14 protein-coding genes are annotated in these 15967 nt (G+C 64.2%); 5 read left to right on the top strand and 9 right to left on the bottom strand.

All coding sequences use genetic code 11. From position 1 onward, the window contains the following. Window positions 1-20 precede the first annotated feature (20 nt). From glgX to treZ, 3 genes are read left to right on the top strand one after another with little or no spacing between them, the layout of a single operon-like run. Window positions 21-2213 (top strand): glycogen debranching protein GlgX, encoded by a 2193-nt coding sequence (glgX, locus tag MSIMFI_RS23940; RefSeq protein WP_186242923.1) that lies wholly within the window; start codon window positions 21-23, stop codon window positions 2211-2213. 3 nt (window positions 2214-2216) lie between these two features. Further along, on the top strand, window positions 2217-4514 hold the full coding sequence (gene treY / locus MSIMFI_RS23935; RefSeq protein WP_191499440.1) for a malto-oligosyltrehalose synthase: 2298 nt from the start codon (window positions 2217-2219) through the stop codon (window positions 4512-4514). Continuing rightward, entirely contained in the window at window positions 4507-6231 is a 1725-nt protein-coding gene (treZ, locus tag MSIMFI_RS23930) for a malto-oligosyltrehalose trehalohydrolase (protein WP_191499439.1), read from the top strand. Before treY ends, treZ begins: the two co-directional genes overlap by 8 nt. 72 nt (window positions 6232-6303) lie before the next feature. On the opposite strand, the gene MSIMFI_RS23925 is transcribed toward treZ, so the two are convergent. Beyond that, window positions 6304-7629: an aminotransferase class I/II-fold pyridoxal phosphate-dependent enzyme gene (locus tag MSIMFI_RS23925; protein WP_191499438.1), complete on the bottom strand. Its 1326-nt coding sequence runs from the start codon at window positions 7627-7629 to the stop codon at window positions 6304-6306. A 41-nt stretch (window positions 7630-7670) separates the two neighbouring features. On the opposite strand from MSIMFI_RS23925, the gene MSIMFI_RS23920 reads away from it, so the two are divergent. Beyond that, a complete protein-coding gene (locus MSIMFI_RS23920) occupies window positions 7671-8315 on the top strand; it encodes a pyridoxamine 5'-phosphate oxidase family protein (RefSeq protein WP_191499437.1) in 645 nt (214 codons plus the stop codon). A 31-nt stretch (window positions 8316-8346) separates the two neighbouring features. Here MSIMFI_RS23920 and ilvA read toward each other — a convergent pair whose 3' ends face one another. Together ilvA and MSIMFI_RS23910 are read right to left on the bottom strand one after the other, a co-directional pair. Continuing rightward, a complete protein-coding gene (gene ilvA, locus MSIMFI_RS23915) occupies window positions 8347-9636 on the bottom strand; it encodes a threonine ammonia-lyase (RefSeq protein ID WP_191499436.1) in 1290 nt (429 codons plus the stop codon). 33 nt (window positions 9637-9669) lie between these two features. Then, window positions 9670-10107, bottom strand: a complete 438-nt coding sequence (locus MSIMFI_RS23910) for a nitroreductase family deazaflavin-dependent oxidoreductase (protein ID WP_186242917.1) — start codon at window positions 10105-10107, stop codon at window positions 9670-9672. 106 nt (window positions 10108-10213) lie between these two features. Between MSIMFI_RS23910 and MSIMFI_RS23905 the strand changes: the two genes are divergently transcribed. After that, window positions 10214-10444 (top strand): hypothetical protein, encoded by a 231-nt coding sequence (locus MSIMFI_RS23905; protein ID WP_191499435.1) that lies wholly within the window; start codon window positions 10214-10216, stop codon window positions 10442-10444. Window positions 10445-10449: 5 nt separating this feature from the next. Here the strand turns inward: MSIMFI_RS23905 and frdD are convergent, their stop codons facing one another. The 6 genes from frdD to MSIMFI_RS23875 form a co-directional block, all read right to left on the bottom strand. Further along, on the bottom strand, window positions 10450-10827 hold the full coding sequence (frdD, locus tag MSIMFI_RS23900) for a fumarate reductase subunit FrdD (protein ID WP_224770406.1): 378 nt from the start codon (window positions 10825-10827) through the stop codon (window positions 10450-10452). Further along, window positions 10824-11228, bottom strand: a complete 405-nt coding sequence (locus MSIMFI_RS23895; RefSeq protein ID WP_191499433.1) for a fumarate reductase subunit C — start codon at window positions 11226-11228, stop codon at window positions 10824-10826. The genes frdD and MSIMFI_RS23895 overlap by 4 nt, the downstream gene beginning before the upstream one ends. Then, the gene (gene sdhB / locus MSIMFI_RS23890) at window positions 11225-11968 is read right to left on the bottom strand and encodes a succinate dehydrogenase iron-sulfur subunit (RefSeq protein ID WP_191499432.1); all 744 of its coding nucleotides are present in this window, start codon (window positions 11966-11968) and stop codon (window positions 11225-11227) included. The genes MSIMFI_RS23895 and sdhB overlap by 4 nt, the downstream gene beginning before the upstream one ends. 2 nt (window positions 11969-11970) lie before the next feature. Then, window positions 11971-13722: a fumarate reductase (quinol) flavoprotein subunit gene (frdA, locus tag MSIMFI_RS23885; protein ID WP_191499431.1), complete on the bottom strand. Its 1752-nt coding sequence runs from the start codon at window positions 13720-13722 to the stop codon at window positions 11971-11973. A gap of 9 nt (window positions 13723-13731) precedes the next feature. Continuing rightward, window positions 13732-13974 carry a hypothetical protein gene (locus MSIMFI_RS23880; RefSeq protein ID WP_224770405.1) on the bottom strand — a complete coding sequence of 81 codons (243 nt, stop codon included), beginning with the start codon at window positions 13972-13974 and terminating at the stop codon, window positions 13732-13734. 105 nt (window positions 13975-14079) lie between these two features. After that, on the bottom strand, window positions 14080-15954 hold the full coding sequence (locus tag MSIMFI_RS23875) for a lysophospholipid acyltransferase (protein WP_191499430.1): 1875 nt from the start codon (window positions 15952-15954) through the stop codon (window positions 14080-14082). Window positions 15955-15967: the final 13 nt, after the last annotated feature.

Genomic DNA, 15967 nt, shown 5'->3' with positions numbered 1-15967 from the left:
GACGCGGATAAGGTCGAGTGATGGCTGGGACCGAAAGTGGGACCGAGGAACCATTCGACAGCGCCGATACCGCCCCCTCGCTGGCGACGGTATGGCCGGGGACGCCGTTTCCTCTCGGGGCAACCTATGACGGCGCAGGCACTAACTTTTCGCTGTTCTCCGAAGTCGCCGAGAAGGTCGAGCTGTGTTTGATCGCCCGCGACGGTACCGAAACCCGGATCAATCTCGACGAAGTCGACGGGTACATCTGGCATTGCTACCTACCGGCCGTTACGCCAGGGCAGCGCTACGGATTTCGCGTGCACGGACCGTTCGATCCGGACGCGGGTCATCGGTGCGATCCGAGCAAGCTGTTGCTCGATCCGTACGGAAAGTCTTTCGTCGGTGACTTCAAGTTCGGGCAGGCACTGTTCTCCTACGATATGGCGGTCGCGGCCGAGAACCCGTCCGAAACCGGCACTCCCCCGATGGTCGACTCGTTGGGCCATACCATGACCAGCGTCGTGATCAACCCGTTCTTCGACTGGGCATCCGACCGCGCGCCCGGCACTCCGTACCACGAGACCATCATTTACGAGGCACACGTCAAAGGCATGACCCAGACGCATCCTGGCATCCCACAGGAATTGCGCGGCACCTATGCGGGGCTGGCCCACCCCGTGATCATCGATCATCTCAAGTCGCTGAACGTCACTGCCATCGAGCTGATGCCGGTCCACCAATTCCTGCACGACCACCGGCTGCTGGATCTAGGTCTGCGGAATTACTGGGGCTACAACACATTCGGCTTCCTGGCCCCGCACTACCAGTACGCGGCGACCCGTAAGCCGGGCGGCGCCGTTGCCGAGTTCAAGGCGATGGTCCGTACCTTTCATGAGGCGGGCATCGAGGTAATTCTCGACGTCGTCTACAACCACACCGCCGAAGGCAATCACCTCGGGCCCACCATCAACTTCCGCGGCATCGACAACGCCGCCTATTACCGACTCGTCGACGGCGACCTGCGCCACTACAAGGATTTCACCGGCACCGGCAACAGCCTCAACGTCCGACACCCGCACACCCTGCAGCTGATCATGGACTCGCTGCGCTACTGGGTGCTCGAGATGCACGTCGACGGGTTCCGTTTTGACCTGGCGGCCACGCTCGCCCGCGAGTTCTACGACGTCAACCGGCTGTCGGCATTCTTCGACCTGGTGCAACAGGATCCCGTGGTCAGCCAGGTGAAGTTGATCGCCGAGCCATGGGATGTCGGCGAGGGCGGCTATCAGGTCGGCAACTTTCCAGGTTTGTGGACCGAATGGAACGGCAAGTATCGCGACACCGTGCGCGATTACTGGCGAGGCGAACCCGCAACCCTGGGCGAGTTCGCTTCCCGGCTGACCGGGTCGTCGGACCTCTATGAGGCGACCGGACGCCGTCCCGGCGCCAGCATCAATTTCGTCACCGCACACGACGGCTTCACGCTCAACGACCTGGTCTCCTACAACGAGAAACACAACGAGGCCAACGGCGAGGACAACAGGGACGGCGAGAGCCACAACCGATCCTGGAACTGCGGTGTCGAAGGCCCGACCGACGACCCGGACATCGTGGCGTTGCGCGCCCAGCAGATGCGCAACATCATGGCCACCCTGATGGTCAGCCAGGGCACCCCGATGATCTTGCATGGCGACGAGATCGGACGCACCCAGCAGGGCAACAACAACGTCTACTGCCAGGACTCCCCGCTGTCTTGGATGGACTGGTCTCTGGTCGAGAAGAACGCGGATCAACTGGCCTTTACCGCCAAGGTGACGGCTTTGCGCAAGGAGCATCCGGTGTTTCGGCGCCGCCGGTTCCTCAAGGGGCAACCGATCCGCAGCGGTGCCGAAGTCCGCGACATCGCTTGGCTGACACCGGCCGGCCAGGAGATGACAGCACAGGACTGGGACAACGACTTCGGCAAGAGCATTGCGGTGTTTCTCAACGGTCAAGCCCTGCCCGAACCCGACCGACGCGGCGAACGCGTCGTCGACGACTCATTCCTGTTGTGCTTCAACGCCCACGATCATGAGGTCAACTTCGTTATGCCTCACGATGACTATGCCAAGGAATGGACCGTGGAATTGGACACCACCAGCCCCACCGGTGCCGCAGAACGGGTCGTCAAGGACGGGGAGGAGATTGCACTGCCGGCACGCTCCGTTCTCATATTACGTAAGACCTTGTAACACATGGTTTTTCCGGTTCTATCGACCTACCGGCTGCAACTGCGCGGTGCATCGAGCGGATTCGGATTCACCTTCGCCGACGCCGAGAACCTGCTGGACTACCTTGACGAGCTCGGGGTGTCACATTTGTATCTGTCCCCCATCCTGACCGCGGCCAGCGGATCAACCCACGGGTATGACGTCACCGACCCGACCACGGTGTCGGCCGAGCTTGGCGGTCCCGACGGTCTGGCCCAGCTATCCAGGGCGGCCCGGGCCCGCGGCATGGGGCTAATCGTCGACATCGTGCCCAACCACGTCGGGATTGAGAAACCCGAGCAGAACGCGTGGTGGTGGGACGTCTTGCGGCATGGGCGGTCGTCGCCCTATGCCACGTTCTTCGACATCGACTGGGACCTGGCCGACGGCCGGATCATCCTGCCGCTCTTAGGTTCTGACGAGGATGTCGCGGACCTGACGGTCGATGGTGATCTGCTGCGGCTGGGCGACCTGGCCTTGCCGATCGCACCCGAAACCGGTACAGGCACCGGCTCGGAGGTTCATGACCGCCAGCACTACCGGCTGGTCGGCTGGCGGCGTGGACTGTGCGGCTATCGCCGTTTCTTCTCGATCAGCTCGCTGGCCGCACTGCGCCAGGAAGATCGCGTGGTGTTCGACACCGCCCACGCCGAAATCGCCCGCTGGTTCACCAAGGACCTCGTGGACGGGGTGCGGATCGACCACCCCGATGGGTTGTCTGACCCGTCAGGGTATTTGGCGTGGCTGCGGGAACTGGTGGGGCCGAACGCCTGGATCGTGATCGAAAAGATCCTGGCCGTCGATGAGGCGCTGGAGCCGACGCTGCCGGTGGCCGGCACCACTGGTTACGAGGTAATGCGTGCGGTTGGTGGAGTCTTCGTGGATCCCAGCGGGGAAGCGGCGCTGACTGAGCTGGTCGAATCCGCGGGTCTGGTCTATCGCGCTATGCCAGCCATGTTGGCCGACCTCAAGATCCACGCGGCCACCGACACTTTGGCCAGTGAATTGCGCCGACTGCGGCGGTGCATCGTGGCAGCGGCCGGTGCGGATGACCCGTTGCTGTCCGACGCGGTAGCCGCGCTGCTCAGCCACATCGAGGTCTACCGCACCGATTACCCTGGCCTGTCCGCGATCCTGCCCACCGCGCTGGCTGAAACCCAAGCGGCAGCACCGGGATTGGGGCCAGGGCTGCAGGTGATCGCTGCGGCGCTGGCTCACGGCGGTGTGCCGGTTGCGCGCCTGCAACAACTGTGCGGCGCCGTGACCGCCAAGGCTGTCGAGGACTGTTTGTTCTATCGCGATCCCCGATTGGTGTCACTCAACGAGGTGGGTGGCGAACCGCACCGGTTTGGTGTCGGTGCCGCGGAGTTTCATCACCGCGCCGCTACCCGCGCCCGGTTGTGGCCGCAAGCGATGACGACGCTGTCCACTCACGACACCAAACGCAGTGAGGACGTACGCGCCCGCATCGGCGTGCTATCGCAGGTGCCGTCGCTGTGGACGGAGTTCGTCGCGCGTTGGGAAGTACATGCGCCCTCCCCCGATCCTGCTACCGGACTGTTCTTGTGGCAGAACATCTTCGGAGTCTGGCCGGTGAGCGGCGAGGTCACTGACCAGCTTCGTGAGCGCCTGCATGCCTACGCCGAAAAAGCCATTCGTGAGGCGGCCTGGCACACCTCGTGGCACGTCCCGGACGCAGCTTTCGAAGACGCGGTACATGGTTGGCTGGATACCGTGCTCGACGGGCCGGTGGCCGGCGCGCTGACCGAACTTGTCGCACAACTCAACTCACATGCGGCTAGTGATGCGCTGGGCCAGAAGCTCCTGGCGCTGCCCGTGCCCGGGACCCCCGACGTCTACCAGGGCACCGAACTCTGGGACGACAGCCTCGTCGACCCGGACAACCGCCGCGAGGTCGACTACGCCGCTCGCCGAGCCGCGCTGAAGGAGTTGCGGCATCCGAAAATTCGGGTCGTCTCCGCGGCACTTCGGCTGCGGCGCGCCCGTCCGGACTGCTTCCAGCACGGTCAGTACCGTCCCGTGCTCGCTAGCGGTCAGGCCAGTGATCATGTCGTAGCGTTCCGTCGTGGTGACGACGTTCTGGTCGCGGTGACTCGTTGGACGGTGCGCCTGGCCGAAACGGGCTGGGGTAATACGGTCGTGCCGCTACCCGACGGCTCCTGGACCGACCGGCTAAGCGGCGCCGTGGCAAGCGGTCCGACGTCGGCCGCCGAGTTGTTCGCCGACCTGCCCGTCGTGTTGCTGGAGCGCGATCGTGGCTGAATTCCGGGTCTGGGCACCCAAACCGGAGCTGGTGCGCCTCGACGTCGACGGCGTCGTGCGCGTGATGACCAGCACGGACGACGGCTGGTGGCACACGACCGTGGACGCCGCGCCGGATGCCCGGTACGGCTATTTGCTCGACGACGATTCCACCGTCCTGCCGGATCCTCGATCGGCGCGCCAACCCGACGGAGTGCACGCACGTTCGCAGCTGTGGGACGCCTCCCGCGCCAGCTGGACCGACGACCACTGGGAGGGCCGGTCCGTCGAAGGCGCGGTGATCTACGAGCTGCACATCGGTACCTTCACTGCGGCCGGCACATTCGACTCTGCCATCGAAAAGCTGGACCACCTGGTCGATCTCGGGATCGACTTCGTCGAACTGATGCCGGTCAACTCCTTCTCGGGCACCCACGGCTGGGGGTACGACGGCGTGCTGTGGTACAGCGTGCACGAGCCCTATGGCGGCCCCGACGGCCTGGTCCGGTTCGTCGATGCGTGCCACGCGCGTGGTTTGGGCGTGCTGATCGACGCGGTATTCAATCATCTGGGTCCGTCGGGCAATTACCTGCCCCGGTTCGGGCCCTACCTCTCGTCGGGACGCAACCCCTGGGGGGAAGGCATCAATATCGCCGACGCCGACTCCGACGAGGTCCGGCATTACATCATTGGGTGCGCGCTGCGCTGGATGCGCGACTTTCACGCCGACGGTCTGCGGCTGGACGCCGTGCACGCCCTGGTGGACACCACGGCCGTGCATATCCTCGAAGAACTCGCGACCGAGACCGATTGGTTATCGAGGCGATTGGGACGCCCATTGGCGCTAATCGCCGAAAGTGACCTCAACGATCCGAGGCTGATCACCCCACGCGACGCAGGCGGCTATGGTGTTACGGCGCAATGGGACGACGATATCCATCACGCCATCCACACCGCCGTCTCCGGCGAGCGCCAGGGCTATTACGCGGACTTTGGGTCACTGGCGACCCTGGCTCACACGTTGCGTCACGGCTTTTTCCACGCCGGCACGTACTCGTCGTTCCGGCGCCGGCGCCATGGGCGTCCCCTGGACACCTCAGAGATTCCGGCCACCCGGCTACTGGCCTACGCCTGCACCCACGACCAGGTCGGCAACCGCGCACTCGGGGACCGCCCGTCGCAAACCCTCACCGCCGGTCAGCTAGCTATCAAAGCCGCGTTGGTTCTCAGCTCGCCTTACACCGCAATGCTTTTCATGGGCGAGGAATGGGGTGCATCGACCCCGTTTCAGTTCTTTAGCTCGCATCCGGAACCCGAGCTAGCCCTGGCTACCGCCGAGGGACGAAAAGCGGAATTCGCCGAACACGGCTGGGACGCCGACGAGATACCCGACCCACAAGACCCGCAGACCTTTGCGCGCTCCAAGCTGGACTGGGATGAGGCCGGCACCGGCGAGCACGCCCGGTTGCTCCAGCTCTATCGCACTCTGATTGCGCTGCGGCACAGCGCGCCCGACCTGGCAGACCCCTGGCTAGATCACCTCGTTGTCGACTACGACGAAGACCAACACTGGATAGTGGTGCGCCGCAACCAACTTGCGATTGCCTGCAATCTCGGCGCTCGGGCTACCAGTGTGCCGGTCAGCGGTTCGCTGGTGCTGGCCTGGGAGCCGCCGTGCATCGGCGCCAAAGCTACCGAGCTACCCGCGCATTCGTTCGCAATCCTGCGCTGCATATAGTGCGCGAGCAGACGCAAAATCGCGCAACACGCCGCAGTTCTGGGCGATTTTGCGTCTGCTCGCGCCGCTGACTTACACGCTGCGGCGGCCGGTGCCGTGCACGGCCTCAACAACGGCGTCGGCGAGCGGATCGATCTCGTCGCTAGCCAGATCGGCGATGGTGATACGCATTCCAGGTGGTGTGCTGATCCGGAACCGCGTTCCCGGGGCCGCGGCCCAGCCGGCGTTAAGCAGCCGAGTAATGGCGACCGCCTCGTCGGTAACCGGGATCCAGACGTTGAGCCCGGACCGACCATGGGCGGCGACGCCACGATCGGCGAGCGCCGCACATAACTGCGAGCGGTTGCTGGCATAGCGCTCCTCGGCCTCGAGGACAAGGCGCGTCGCCGCGTCGTCGGACCACAAGCCGACAGCGAGGTCCTGCAGCAGCCCACTCACCCAGCCCGGCCCAAGCCGCAGCCGTCCGTGCACCCGCTCAATGGTGCGGCGATCTCCAGCCAGTACGGCGAGCCGCAGGTCAGGGCCGTAGGCCTTCGACGCCGACCGTACGAAAGCCCACCGGCGGGTGGACCCGGCCAACGAGTGCAGTGGCGTGCCGGCGATGCCGGCGCAGTGGTCGTCCTCGACGACCAGCAGGTCGCCGGACCGGCCCGCCAACAGGCTGCGCAGTGCGCCGGCGCGATCCGCGGATAACGCTGCCCCGGTCGGGTTCTGCGCACGACTGGTGACGACAACCGCCCGCACACCGCGGCGCAGCGCCCGGGCCATCTCCAGAATCAATGGCCCATCGTCGTCGACCCGAACCGGCTCGGCCGAAAGCCCCAGTGCCGCAAGAAGATCTAACAAATTTGCCCAGCCCGGATCCTCGACGGCTACCCGGTCACCCGGACGCAGGTATGCGGTGAGCACCCGCTCGATGCCATCGAGTGCACCGCTGGTCACCGTGAGGTGATCTGCCCCGACGCCGTCGGCGGTCAGGGTTGCGCGGGCGAACTCGGCAAGCTCGGCCGACATCGCCGACTCGCCGTACAGCACGGGCGTTTGGGAACCGGCAGGCAATCTCACGCTGGCGATGGGTAGCAGCGCAGGGTTGGGGTTACCAGTCGACAGATCGCGCGCACCGGCGGGGACGCCAAGGCCGAGCAGGGATCGGGGCGTGGTCGCGGGCCGATCGCGCACGCGAGTCCCGCGCCGTCCCGCAGTTTCGACGGCCCCGCGATCACGGAGCAGGCGGTAAGCGGCGGCAACGGTATTGACATTCACGCCGACTTGCGCTGCGACTTCGCGGATCGGCGGAAGGGTGTCGCCAGGCGCCAACCGGCCCGCAGAGATGGCCTCCTCGATGCTGCCCGCTATCGACTCCGCGCCATTTCCCGAGATCCTGTATTGTACTGGCACAGTTAAAATTATGTACTAGTACAATATGCAAGGCAACCAAATTGGATACTGCATATCGCCCGACGACACGGACTACGCCGACCCGCTACCGTGAACGCGCGCACTATGACCGCAAGACGGTGCATCGCATCCTCGACGAGGCGCTGATTTGTCACCTCGGCTACGTCAACGCCGGCAGGCCGGTGGTCCTGCCGACAACGCACGCCCGCCTCGGTGAAGTCCTATATATCCACGGCTCGACCGGCGGCGGCCCCATGCTCGCCGCCAAGCTTTCGGGACTGTCGGTCTGCCTGACGGCCACCCTCGTCGACGGGCTGGTGCTGGCCAGGGCGGCGATGCACCATTCGCTGAACTACCGCTCCGTCGTCGTGTTGGGCACCGCGCGCTTGGTCGAAGATCCCGCCGAGAAGCGACGAGCGCTCGGCGCCCTGCTCGACCACATCCGATCCGGGCGCGCCGCCGACTGCAGATCCCCGAACGCGCGTGAGCTCGCCGCAACGGCGGTGCTAGCGCTGGACCTCGTCGAGGTGTCTGCCAAGGTGCGCAGCGGCGGCCCGGTCGACGACCCGGAAGACAGCGCATTGCCACATTGGGCGGGCGTGATACCACTGCGCCTGACGCCCGGAAGTCCGCAGCCCGCCAACGATCTCGACGCCGCTACCCCGCTGCCGGCATACCTTGCCTAGCCGTCGAGCGTCGGCTTGTGAGCATTTTGGGCTACAGCAGATAGCGATAGGCCGGGGAACCGGGCTCGAGGGGCTCGATGTGAAGCTCGGTCGCCCGCATCCGGGTCAACAGGCCATCCAGATCCGCGGCCGACCCCAGCTCGATGCCCACCAGCGCCTCACCGGTCTCCCGGTTGTTGCGCTTGACGTATTCGAACAAGGTGATGTCGTCATTGGGACCGAGCACTTCGTCGAGGAATCGGCGCAATGCTCCGGGCTCCTGGGGGAAGTCCACCAGGAAGTAGTGCTTAAGGCCCAGGTGGACCAGCGAGCGCTCGAGCACCTCCCCGTAGCGGGACACGTCGTTATTGCCACCCGAGATCAGGCAAACCACCGTGGACCCCGGCTCGACGTCGGCTTCCAACAGGCCGGCGACCGACAGCGCGCCCGCCGGTTCGGCGATGATGCCCTCGTTCTGGTAGAGGTCGAGCATCGCGGTGCACACCGCACCCTCGTCAATAGCGGTGATCGACACCATGTCGCCGGCGGCGGCCAGGGCCGCATACGTCAGCGTTCCCGCCCGGTTCACCGCTGCGCCGTCGACGAACTGGTCGACATGGTCCAGCGTCACCGGCTCGCCCGCGGCCAACGCGGCCATCATCGCGGCAGCACCAGCAGGTTCGATACCCAGCACGGCAGTGTTGCTGGTCCGCTCGGCCAAGTATGTGGTGATGCCGGCGATACAGCCGCCGCCACCGACGGGGACCACCACCAGATCGGGCTCGCCGCCGAGCGCGTCGAGGATTTCGACGGCAATGGTGCCCTGGCCAGCCATGGTGCGCAGGTCGTCGTACGGCGGTATCAACGTGGCGCCGGTCCGGTGCACATCAGCGAGTGCCGCCTCGGCAGCGAGATCATAGGTGGAACCGCCCACGATCAGTTCGATGAACTCCCCGCCGTGGTAGCGAATCCGGTCGCGCTTTTGTTTGGGCGTCTTGGCTGGCACATAGACACGCCCGTACACACCCAGTGATCGGCACGCGTACGCGAAACCCTGCGCGTGATTTCCGGCGGACGAGCACACCACGCCGTTCGCCAGCTCCTCATCCGACAGCTGCACCAGCAGGTTGTAGGCCCCACGCAGCTTGTAGGAGCGCACCGTCTGCAGATCTTCGCGTTTGAGGTAGACGTTGCCACCGGTGATCGCCGACAACCGATCGCTCAGCTGCAATGGGGTGGGCGTGACAACCGGGGCGATCCGCTTCGCGGCACTGTCAATGTCCGCCGCGCACAGCGGTAGAGTCATCGGGCCTTGGGGGCTCTGGCTCAGTTCAGCGGACACCGATCAATGGTGCCATGTCACCCAACGGACAGGTCAGCTCACCGGGGTCAGCACGAACACCGGAATCTGGCGGTCGGTCCTCTTCTGGTATTCCGCGTAGTCCGGCCAGACCTCGACCGCCCGCGCCCACCACGTGGCCTTCTCGTCGTCGAACACCTCGCGGGCCTGGTAATCGCCGGTGACGGTTCCGTCCTGCAACTCGACCCGAGGGTTCTTCACCACGTTGTAGTACCACACCGGGTTCTTGGGAGCGCCGCCGAGCGAAGCGACGATCGCGTACTCGCCGTTGTGCTCGATTCGCATCAGCGGCGTCTTGCGGAGTTTGCCGGTCTTGGCTCCGACGGTGGTGAGCAGAATGACGGGCTTGCCCTGCAGATCCGTGCCGTCGGTTCCGCCGGATTCCATGTACTTGTCGGCTTGCTCACGGGACCAGTCGAGCGGGCTGGGTGCATATTCACCTGAAAGAGGCATGCCATCAACCCTAGGCCCAGCGCGACCGCCACCAGCGGCTATTAGCCCTGCCGTAATCGATGTTTCGATTACCCAAAGATCAGAGTGGCTATTAGTCTCTCAAGCTATGACCACCCGTGAACGGTTACGTATGTTCGGCGCTCCGAACAGCGCGGACGTGCTGATCGCGGGTGTTCCGTGGCCGCGGCACAAGCTGTTCGCCGTGATTGCGGGGTTCGTAACGGCGTTGCTGGTCGCGGTGCTGACCACCAGCACTGCACCGTCGGTGCTGACCGGCGCCGGGGTAGCCGTCGTCGTCGGGCTGGTGCTCAAGACGCTGGCGCAACGGCACCACTAACCGCCTCATGCGGTGAGCAGTACCCAACCCGCCGCCGCAGATCCCAACACGGCTGTGCCGTAGCAACACGGCGCAATTACACGATCGAACCGGCCTAATTGCAACCCGTGCTCGAGCACGAACCGGAAGCGGTGTGCCCCATGGAACAGCGCCAACGTGCTAACGCCGAGAAGAACAAGTTTCGTCAGCGGATTCCGCACTATCGCCAGCAGGTGCGTATGGTCCGGCGCCCCGAGCCACCCGAGCGGAAACGCTAATCCGAACAGAAACAATAGGACGGGCACAACGAGCGCGGCGGCCATGCCCCCGGAGCTGAACAGCAGCCACAGGAAGGGCTCTGCCGACCTTCGATGGGGCCCGCGATGGTGCGCAGCTGTGCTCACGACATGACCAGCCAAGCGACGACCGCCGACACGGCGAGCCATGCCGCGTAATGGCCCGCGAGAATCGCGGGAGCGGGAACGCGGTTTCCCCGGATGTGCAGAACAATCGCACGCGGCGCCAGACCGAACCAGGTAACAGCGTGCAGCAGAAGGAAAATCAGTGCGACGACGTTCAGCGAAACCACAAGTGGATTAGCGCTCCAGTCCAGGAAGCGAAGGTATGAATCCCGACCGGCGCCAACCGCATTCACCAGTAGCAACAGATACACAACAAACCACGCAACGAAAACGCAACTGATCTCGCGAAGCATGAACAAGAGGTAAGACCGTCGCTTCACCCACCAGAATCTGGCGACGGGCTGACGGTACGCGCCAACCGGCTCACGAGAAACGCTTGTCATCGCGCGCCCTTGGGTAGCAGCAGTCTCTTCACCGAATCCTTTGCTGCGGTTAACTTGTAGCGCTGTATCGCGCCTGCCGGATCGACTCCCTTTGGACAAGCCGTCGAGCATTCGCCCACCAGGGTGCACGCCCAAGCGCCATCCGCCGCGGCGAGGACGTCACTGCGATCGGCGGCACCTTTGTCGCGTGAATCCAGGTTGTAGCGCTGACCCAAAGCGATCGCCGCCGGACCGAGGAAGTCCGGGTCGAGCGCGTACACCGGGCATGCCGAGTAGCACAACATGCAGTTGATGCACATGCTGAACTGTTTGAATTCGTCCAATTCCGCTGTGGTCTGCAGGTATTCGCCCTCCTCGGGGGACAGCTCATCATCCCGGATGATCCAGGGCTTGACCCTCGGCAGCTTGGCCATGAAGTCATCGATGTCGACGACGAGATCGCGGATCACCGGGAAGTTTCGCATCGGCTCCACTCGTACCGGTCCTGGCAGGTAATCAACGAGGAACGTCGCGCACGCCAATTTCGGGTCACCATTGATCGTCATACCCGAGCTGCCACAGATCCCCATCCGGCACGACCAGCGGAAGGTCAGCGTTCCGTCGAGGTGATCCTTGATGTAGTTCAGACCGTCCAGGACGGCCCACTCGCGGTCGAAGGGAACTTCGTAAACCTCTAGAACAGGCGCGGATTCGATCTCCGGTCGATACCTGGAGACCTCCATGACAATTCGTTCGGCCATCGCTACCTCCCATATACCCGTTCGCCCGGAGGCCAGCGCGTGATCGTGACCGGAAGGTAGTCGACTCGCGCGGTTCCGTCGGGTTCTCGATGAACCAATGTGTGCGCCAAGAAATGTTCGTCGTCGCGCTCGGGGAAGTCGGTTCGCTGGTGTGCGCCGCGCGATTCCTCTCGGCGCAAGGCAGATTCGATGATCGTCTGTGCAACGTCAAGCATCCCCGACAACTCGAGCAGCGCCATCAGCTCGGTATTGAACGTGTGGCTGTGATCGTCGATGCCTACCTTCGCGAATCGTTCTTGTAGCACCCGGATCTGATCGACCGCCTTGGTGAGGGTGGGTCCATCTCGATAGATTCCGGCGGCGGTTTCCAATGTGGCCCGCATCTCCGCCCGAATGTCGGCGATTCGGTCGTCCCCGTCGGCATGGCGACTGAGCTCACGCTCCAGCCGTAGCGCCTCCGTGCGTGCCTGAGCCTGCACCGCGGGCGAGGCGCCAAGGGCCTTCTTTCCGAATTCAGTCACATACTCCGCAGCGGCGCGACCTGCTCGGGCGCCGAACACCAGGCACTCCGGCAGCGAGTTCGACCCTAACCGGTTGGCACCATTGATGCTGACGCATGCTGTCTCGCCCGCGGCATATAGCCCGGGAAGTGTTGTGGCGCCGTCGATATCCGTGTGAATGCCACCCATCATGTAGTGCACCACGGGTTGCACGGGGATCAGTTCGGTAACCGGGTCGATGTGCTGGTAGTCGCGGCACAGCTCACGGATGAACGGCAACTTTTCGTCGATCAGGTCGGCGCCGAGGTGGCGGAGGTCGAGGTAGACGATGGGCCCGTACGGGGTGTCGACCGTCCGACCCTTTTCGTGCTCGTGGACGAACGCCTGAGACACCCGGTCCCGGGGGCCGAGCTCCATGCTGCGCAGCTTCGGCTCGGGTGTGGGCTTGCCGAGGTCGTAATCCTGCAGGTAGCGGTAGCCGTCTTTGTTGAGCAGCCAGCCGCCTTCCGCTCGAGCGGCCTCCGTGATCAAGATTCCGGTGAACGGCAGTCCGGTGGGGTGATACTGGACGAACTCCATGTCCTTCAACGGCGCGCCCGCCCGGTAGGCGAGGGCCATTCCATCACCGGTCTTGATGTTCGCGTTGGTGGTGAAAGGAAACACCCGCCCAGCTCCACCGGTACATACGATTACCGCGTCGGCGAGGATTGTCTCGATACGTCCGGTCGCGAGCTCGATTGCGACAACACCACAAACCCTGCCCTCGTCGACGAGCAAGGTCGTCGCGAACCACTCGTCGTAACGCACGATGTCCCCGTATGCCAGGAGACGCTGAAACAGCGTGTGTAGGAGGTGAAATCCGGTCTTGTCGGCGGCGAACCAGGTGCGTTGCTTCTTCATCCCGCCGAATGCGCGAACGGCAATGCGCCCGTCCGGCCTACGACTCCACGGACAGCCCCAATGCTCGAGCTGGAACAACTCCCGCTGCGCCTCGGCGACGAACACCTCGACCGCATCCTGGTCGCATAACCAGTCACTACCGGATATGGTGTCGTGCGCGTGTTCGTCCAGGCTGTCGTCCTCGCCTGCCACGGCAGCCGCGCCGCCCTCTGCCGAGACGGTGTGGCTGCGCATCGGGTACACCTTGGAGACAATCGCCACGTCCAGGCGCGGATTCGCTTCGGCTATCGCTATTGCGGCGCGCAGGCCCGCGCCACCGCCACCGATCACCACTATGTTGTGTGTCGCGGTCATCGCCGTGGCTTACACCTCGAACGACTCGTGTTCGCCGGAGTGCTCGTCCCGCAATATTTTGCCGTCGTGTCGAATCGTTCGTATGTGGGTAGATCCGTCGTGGTACACATGCCGGATCTCGCGGCAGCCGCAGGAGAAATTGAAGTCGTCGTATGAGAGGCCGTCATCGTCACCCTCGACATGATGATCGCCATCTGCCATGTGCCCGCAGGGCGCCTTTTGCTTCAGGAAATGCGTCGTGGCCACATTCATCGTCCCGCCTCCTCGGTGTTCAGCGAGTGACCGAGATCACATTCAGCGTATGCCCGCCATGACTGCGCGTCTACCGTTCGCCGCTGACGGCGTGCGCCGTGCCGATCATCGCCTCCTGGCCAATTCCGCGATCGCGTTGACGCGCCTTATCGCCGTCGCGATCTCGTCCGCGAATTCTCGTCGACGTTTGGCAATGTGCCCATGATCAGCACCCTGAACATCCGAGACCAGCTCGCGATGCCGGGCGAGCCGCAGCGCGGTCTTGAACAGTTCCATCGACCTCGATTCGGCGTTGGCGATTCTGCGCTGCAGCTCCCACTGCTTGCCCACCTCTAGACATTCAGCCAGGAACACATCCTCGTCCAGCGCTTCGTCCTCGAGGGCGGCCAGCCGGTCGGCGACGATGTGATAGGCGTCGAGGAACGGACGCAACACCAGATGCGCGAGCAGCAGATCCGCCGATTCCAACAGCCGCCCTACGTCAGCCGCACTGACGGCCTTGGTGGGGTCCGCGACCGGCCCGATCAGGCGTACTTCGTCGGCGAGGTCTTTCTCGAACTGCGCACGTGCGGAGAACAAGAACTCAAATTTCAGCAACTCGCGAAGACGCAGCGCCTCGTCGCGCACGGTCGCCGGGGCAACGCTGCCGTCCGCTGATGCCTCTGTGGCCGCAAGTAACGCAAGCTCGGCAATGGCGCGATCGACCAGGATGTGGATGGCGGTGTTGCGGTAAAACGCCGCTACCAAATGCCGATCGGCGCCGACACCCCACACCGCTTCGGTCCCGGCGTCGTAGACGCTTACTACCCCCGACGCAACCATCTGGTGCAACGTCCACCGGATCGTCGAACGATTCGTTAGGTCGGCGGCTCCGGCGACTTTCCAGTTCCGCGCGGCGATATAGCTCGCCAACGGTTGCACCGTGGCCAGCACCTCGCTGATGGACAACGATCGGTCCGCTCCCAGCAGTGCCAGACTCACCACCGCCGTGGGCGTGACCGGCGTGGCGCGGTTGATCCGATGCTCCACGTCCAACGCGATGCGTTCGATTTCGGTGCCGATGCCCGATGGGTCGGCGCGCATTTCCTCAAGGCGCTTGCGTAGCGGCAACGGGTCACCGAAATCGAGATAGGCACGGCCCAGCCGTTCACCTTGCTGGCGCGATAGCCGGATCAAAAACCGAAGGTCTTCGGGTCGCTTCACCGCACCGTAGGCCTCGGTGGTCATCGCCTCCACCTCGTGCAGCTGGTCGTACACGATGGAGGTCGGCACCAAATATACTTCGGGACCGTCGATTTCGTCGACCGCGTCGGTGATATAGCGCAGGATGCCGAATACCGGGGGCCGCAGCTTGCCGGTTCGGGTCCGTCCCCCCTCGATCGACCAGGTGAGATTGACGTGGTTCTGTACCAGCTGCGCGGTGTAGGCCCGGAGCACGAACCGGTAGACCGGAATGTCCTTGGTCTGCCGCCGGATGAAGATCGTCCCGGTGCGCTTGGCAAAGCCGCCCATCGGGAAGAAGTTCAGGTTGGCCCCGCCGAACGTCAGCGCCGCCGAGAGGCGGTTGGCCTGGATCACCTCCGGCAGCAACAGGCCGTCGAGGTAGGACCTATGCGAAAAGGCAAAGGCCAACGTCGCCTTGCGATCCAGCTTGCGCAGCTCCGCGATCTGGTCCTCGTCGACCAGCACGTCATAGGCTCGCATCAGCCACCGGCTGAAGCCACGCCACGCGTGCACCGCTCGCTCGTCCAGAGAGGCTGCCACCTCGCGCAGATATCCCGCGGCCTCCGAACGCACGCTGTGCGGGTCACGGCCCAGCTCATCGGCCAGCGCATCCAGCCGGTCGCCAAACCATCGGGCGTTCAACAGCTCGGCCACCTCGTCAGGGTCGGTCGCCAAGGGTGTCGTCGACTCGTCAATAATGCCGGTGCGCTGCAATAACTTTCGCACTCCTATCCGGCCGACCTCACGCGCAGTCACCGCAGGTCCCCCG

It is taken from the genome of Mycobacterium simulans, from assembly GCF_900232995.1.
Classification (GTDB): Bacteria; Actinomycetota; Actinomycetes; order Mycobacteriales; family Mycobacteriaceae; genus Mycobacterium; species Mycobacterium simulans.
Note: the sequence above shows the minus strand (reverse complement) of the source record. Positions and strands in the feature narration are given on the sequence as shown.

Coding starts and splice junctions, on each gene's coding strand:
- sdhB (WP_191499432.1), bottom strand. CDS start 11,968: ATGGCCGAACGAATTGTCATGGAGGTCTCCAGGTATCGACCGGAGATC.
- MSIMFI_RS23895 (WP_191499433.1), bottom strand. CDS start 11,228: ATGACAAGCGTTTCTCGTGAGCCGGTTGGCGCGTACCGTCAGCCCGTC.
- MSIMFI_RS23910 (WP_186242917.1), bottom strand. CDS start 10,107: ATGCCTCTTTCAGGTGAATATGCACCCAGCCCGCTCGACTGGTCCCGT.
- glgX (WP_186242923.1), top strand. CDS start 21: ATGGCTGGGACCGAAAGTGGGACCGAGGAACCATTCGACAGCGCCGAT.
- frdA (WP_191499431.1), bottom strand. CDS start 13,722: ATGACCGCGACACACAACATAGTGGTGATCGGTGGCGGTGGCGCGGGC.
- MSIMFI_RS23905 (WP_191499435.1), top strand. CDS start 10,214: ATGACCACCCGTGAACGGTTACGTATGTTCGGCGCTCCGAACAGCGCG.
- treY (WP_191499440.1), top strand. CDS start 2,217: ATGGTTTTTCCGGTTCTATCGACCTACCGGCTGCAACTGCGCGGTGCA.
- MSIMFI_RS23880 (WP_224770405.1), bottom strand. CDS start 13,974: ATGAATGTGGCCACGACGCATTTCCTGAAGCAAAAGGCGCCCTGCGGG.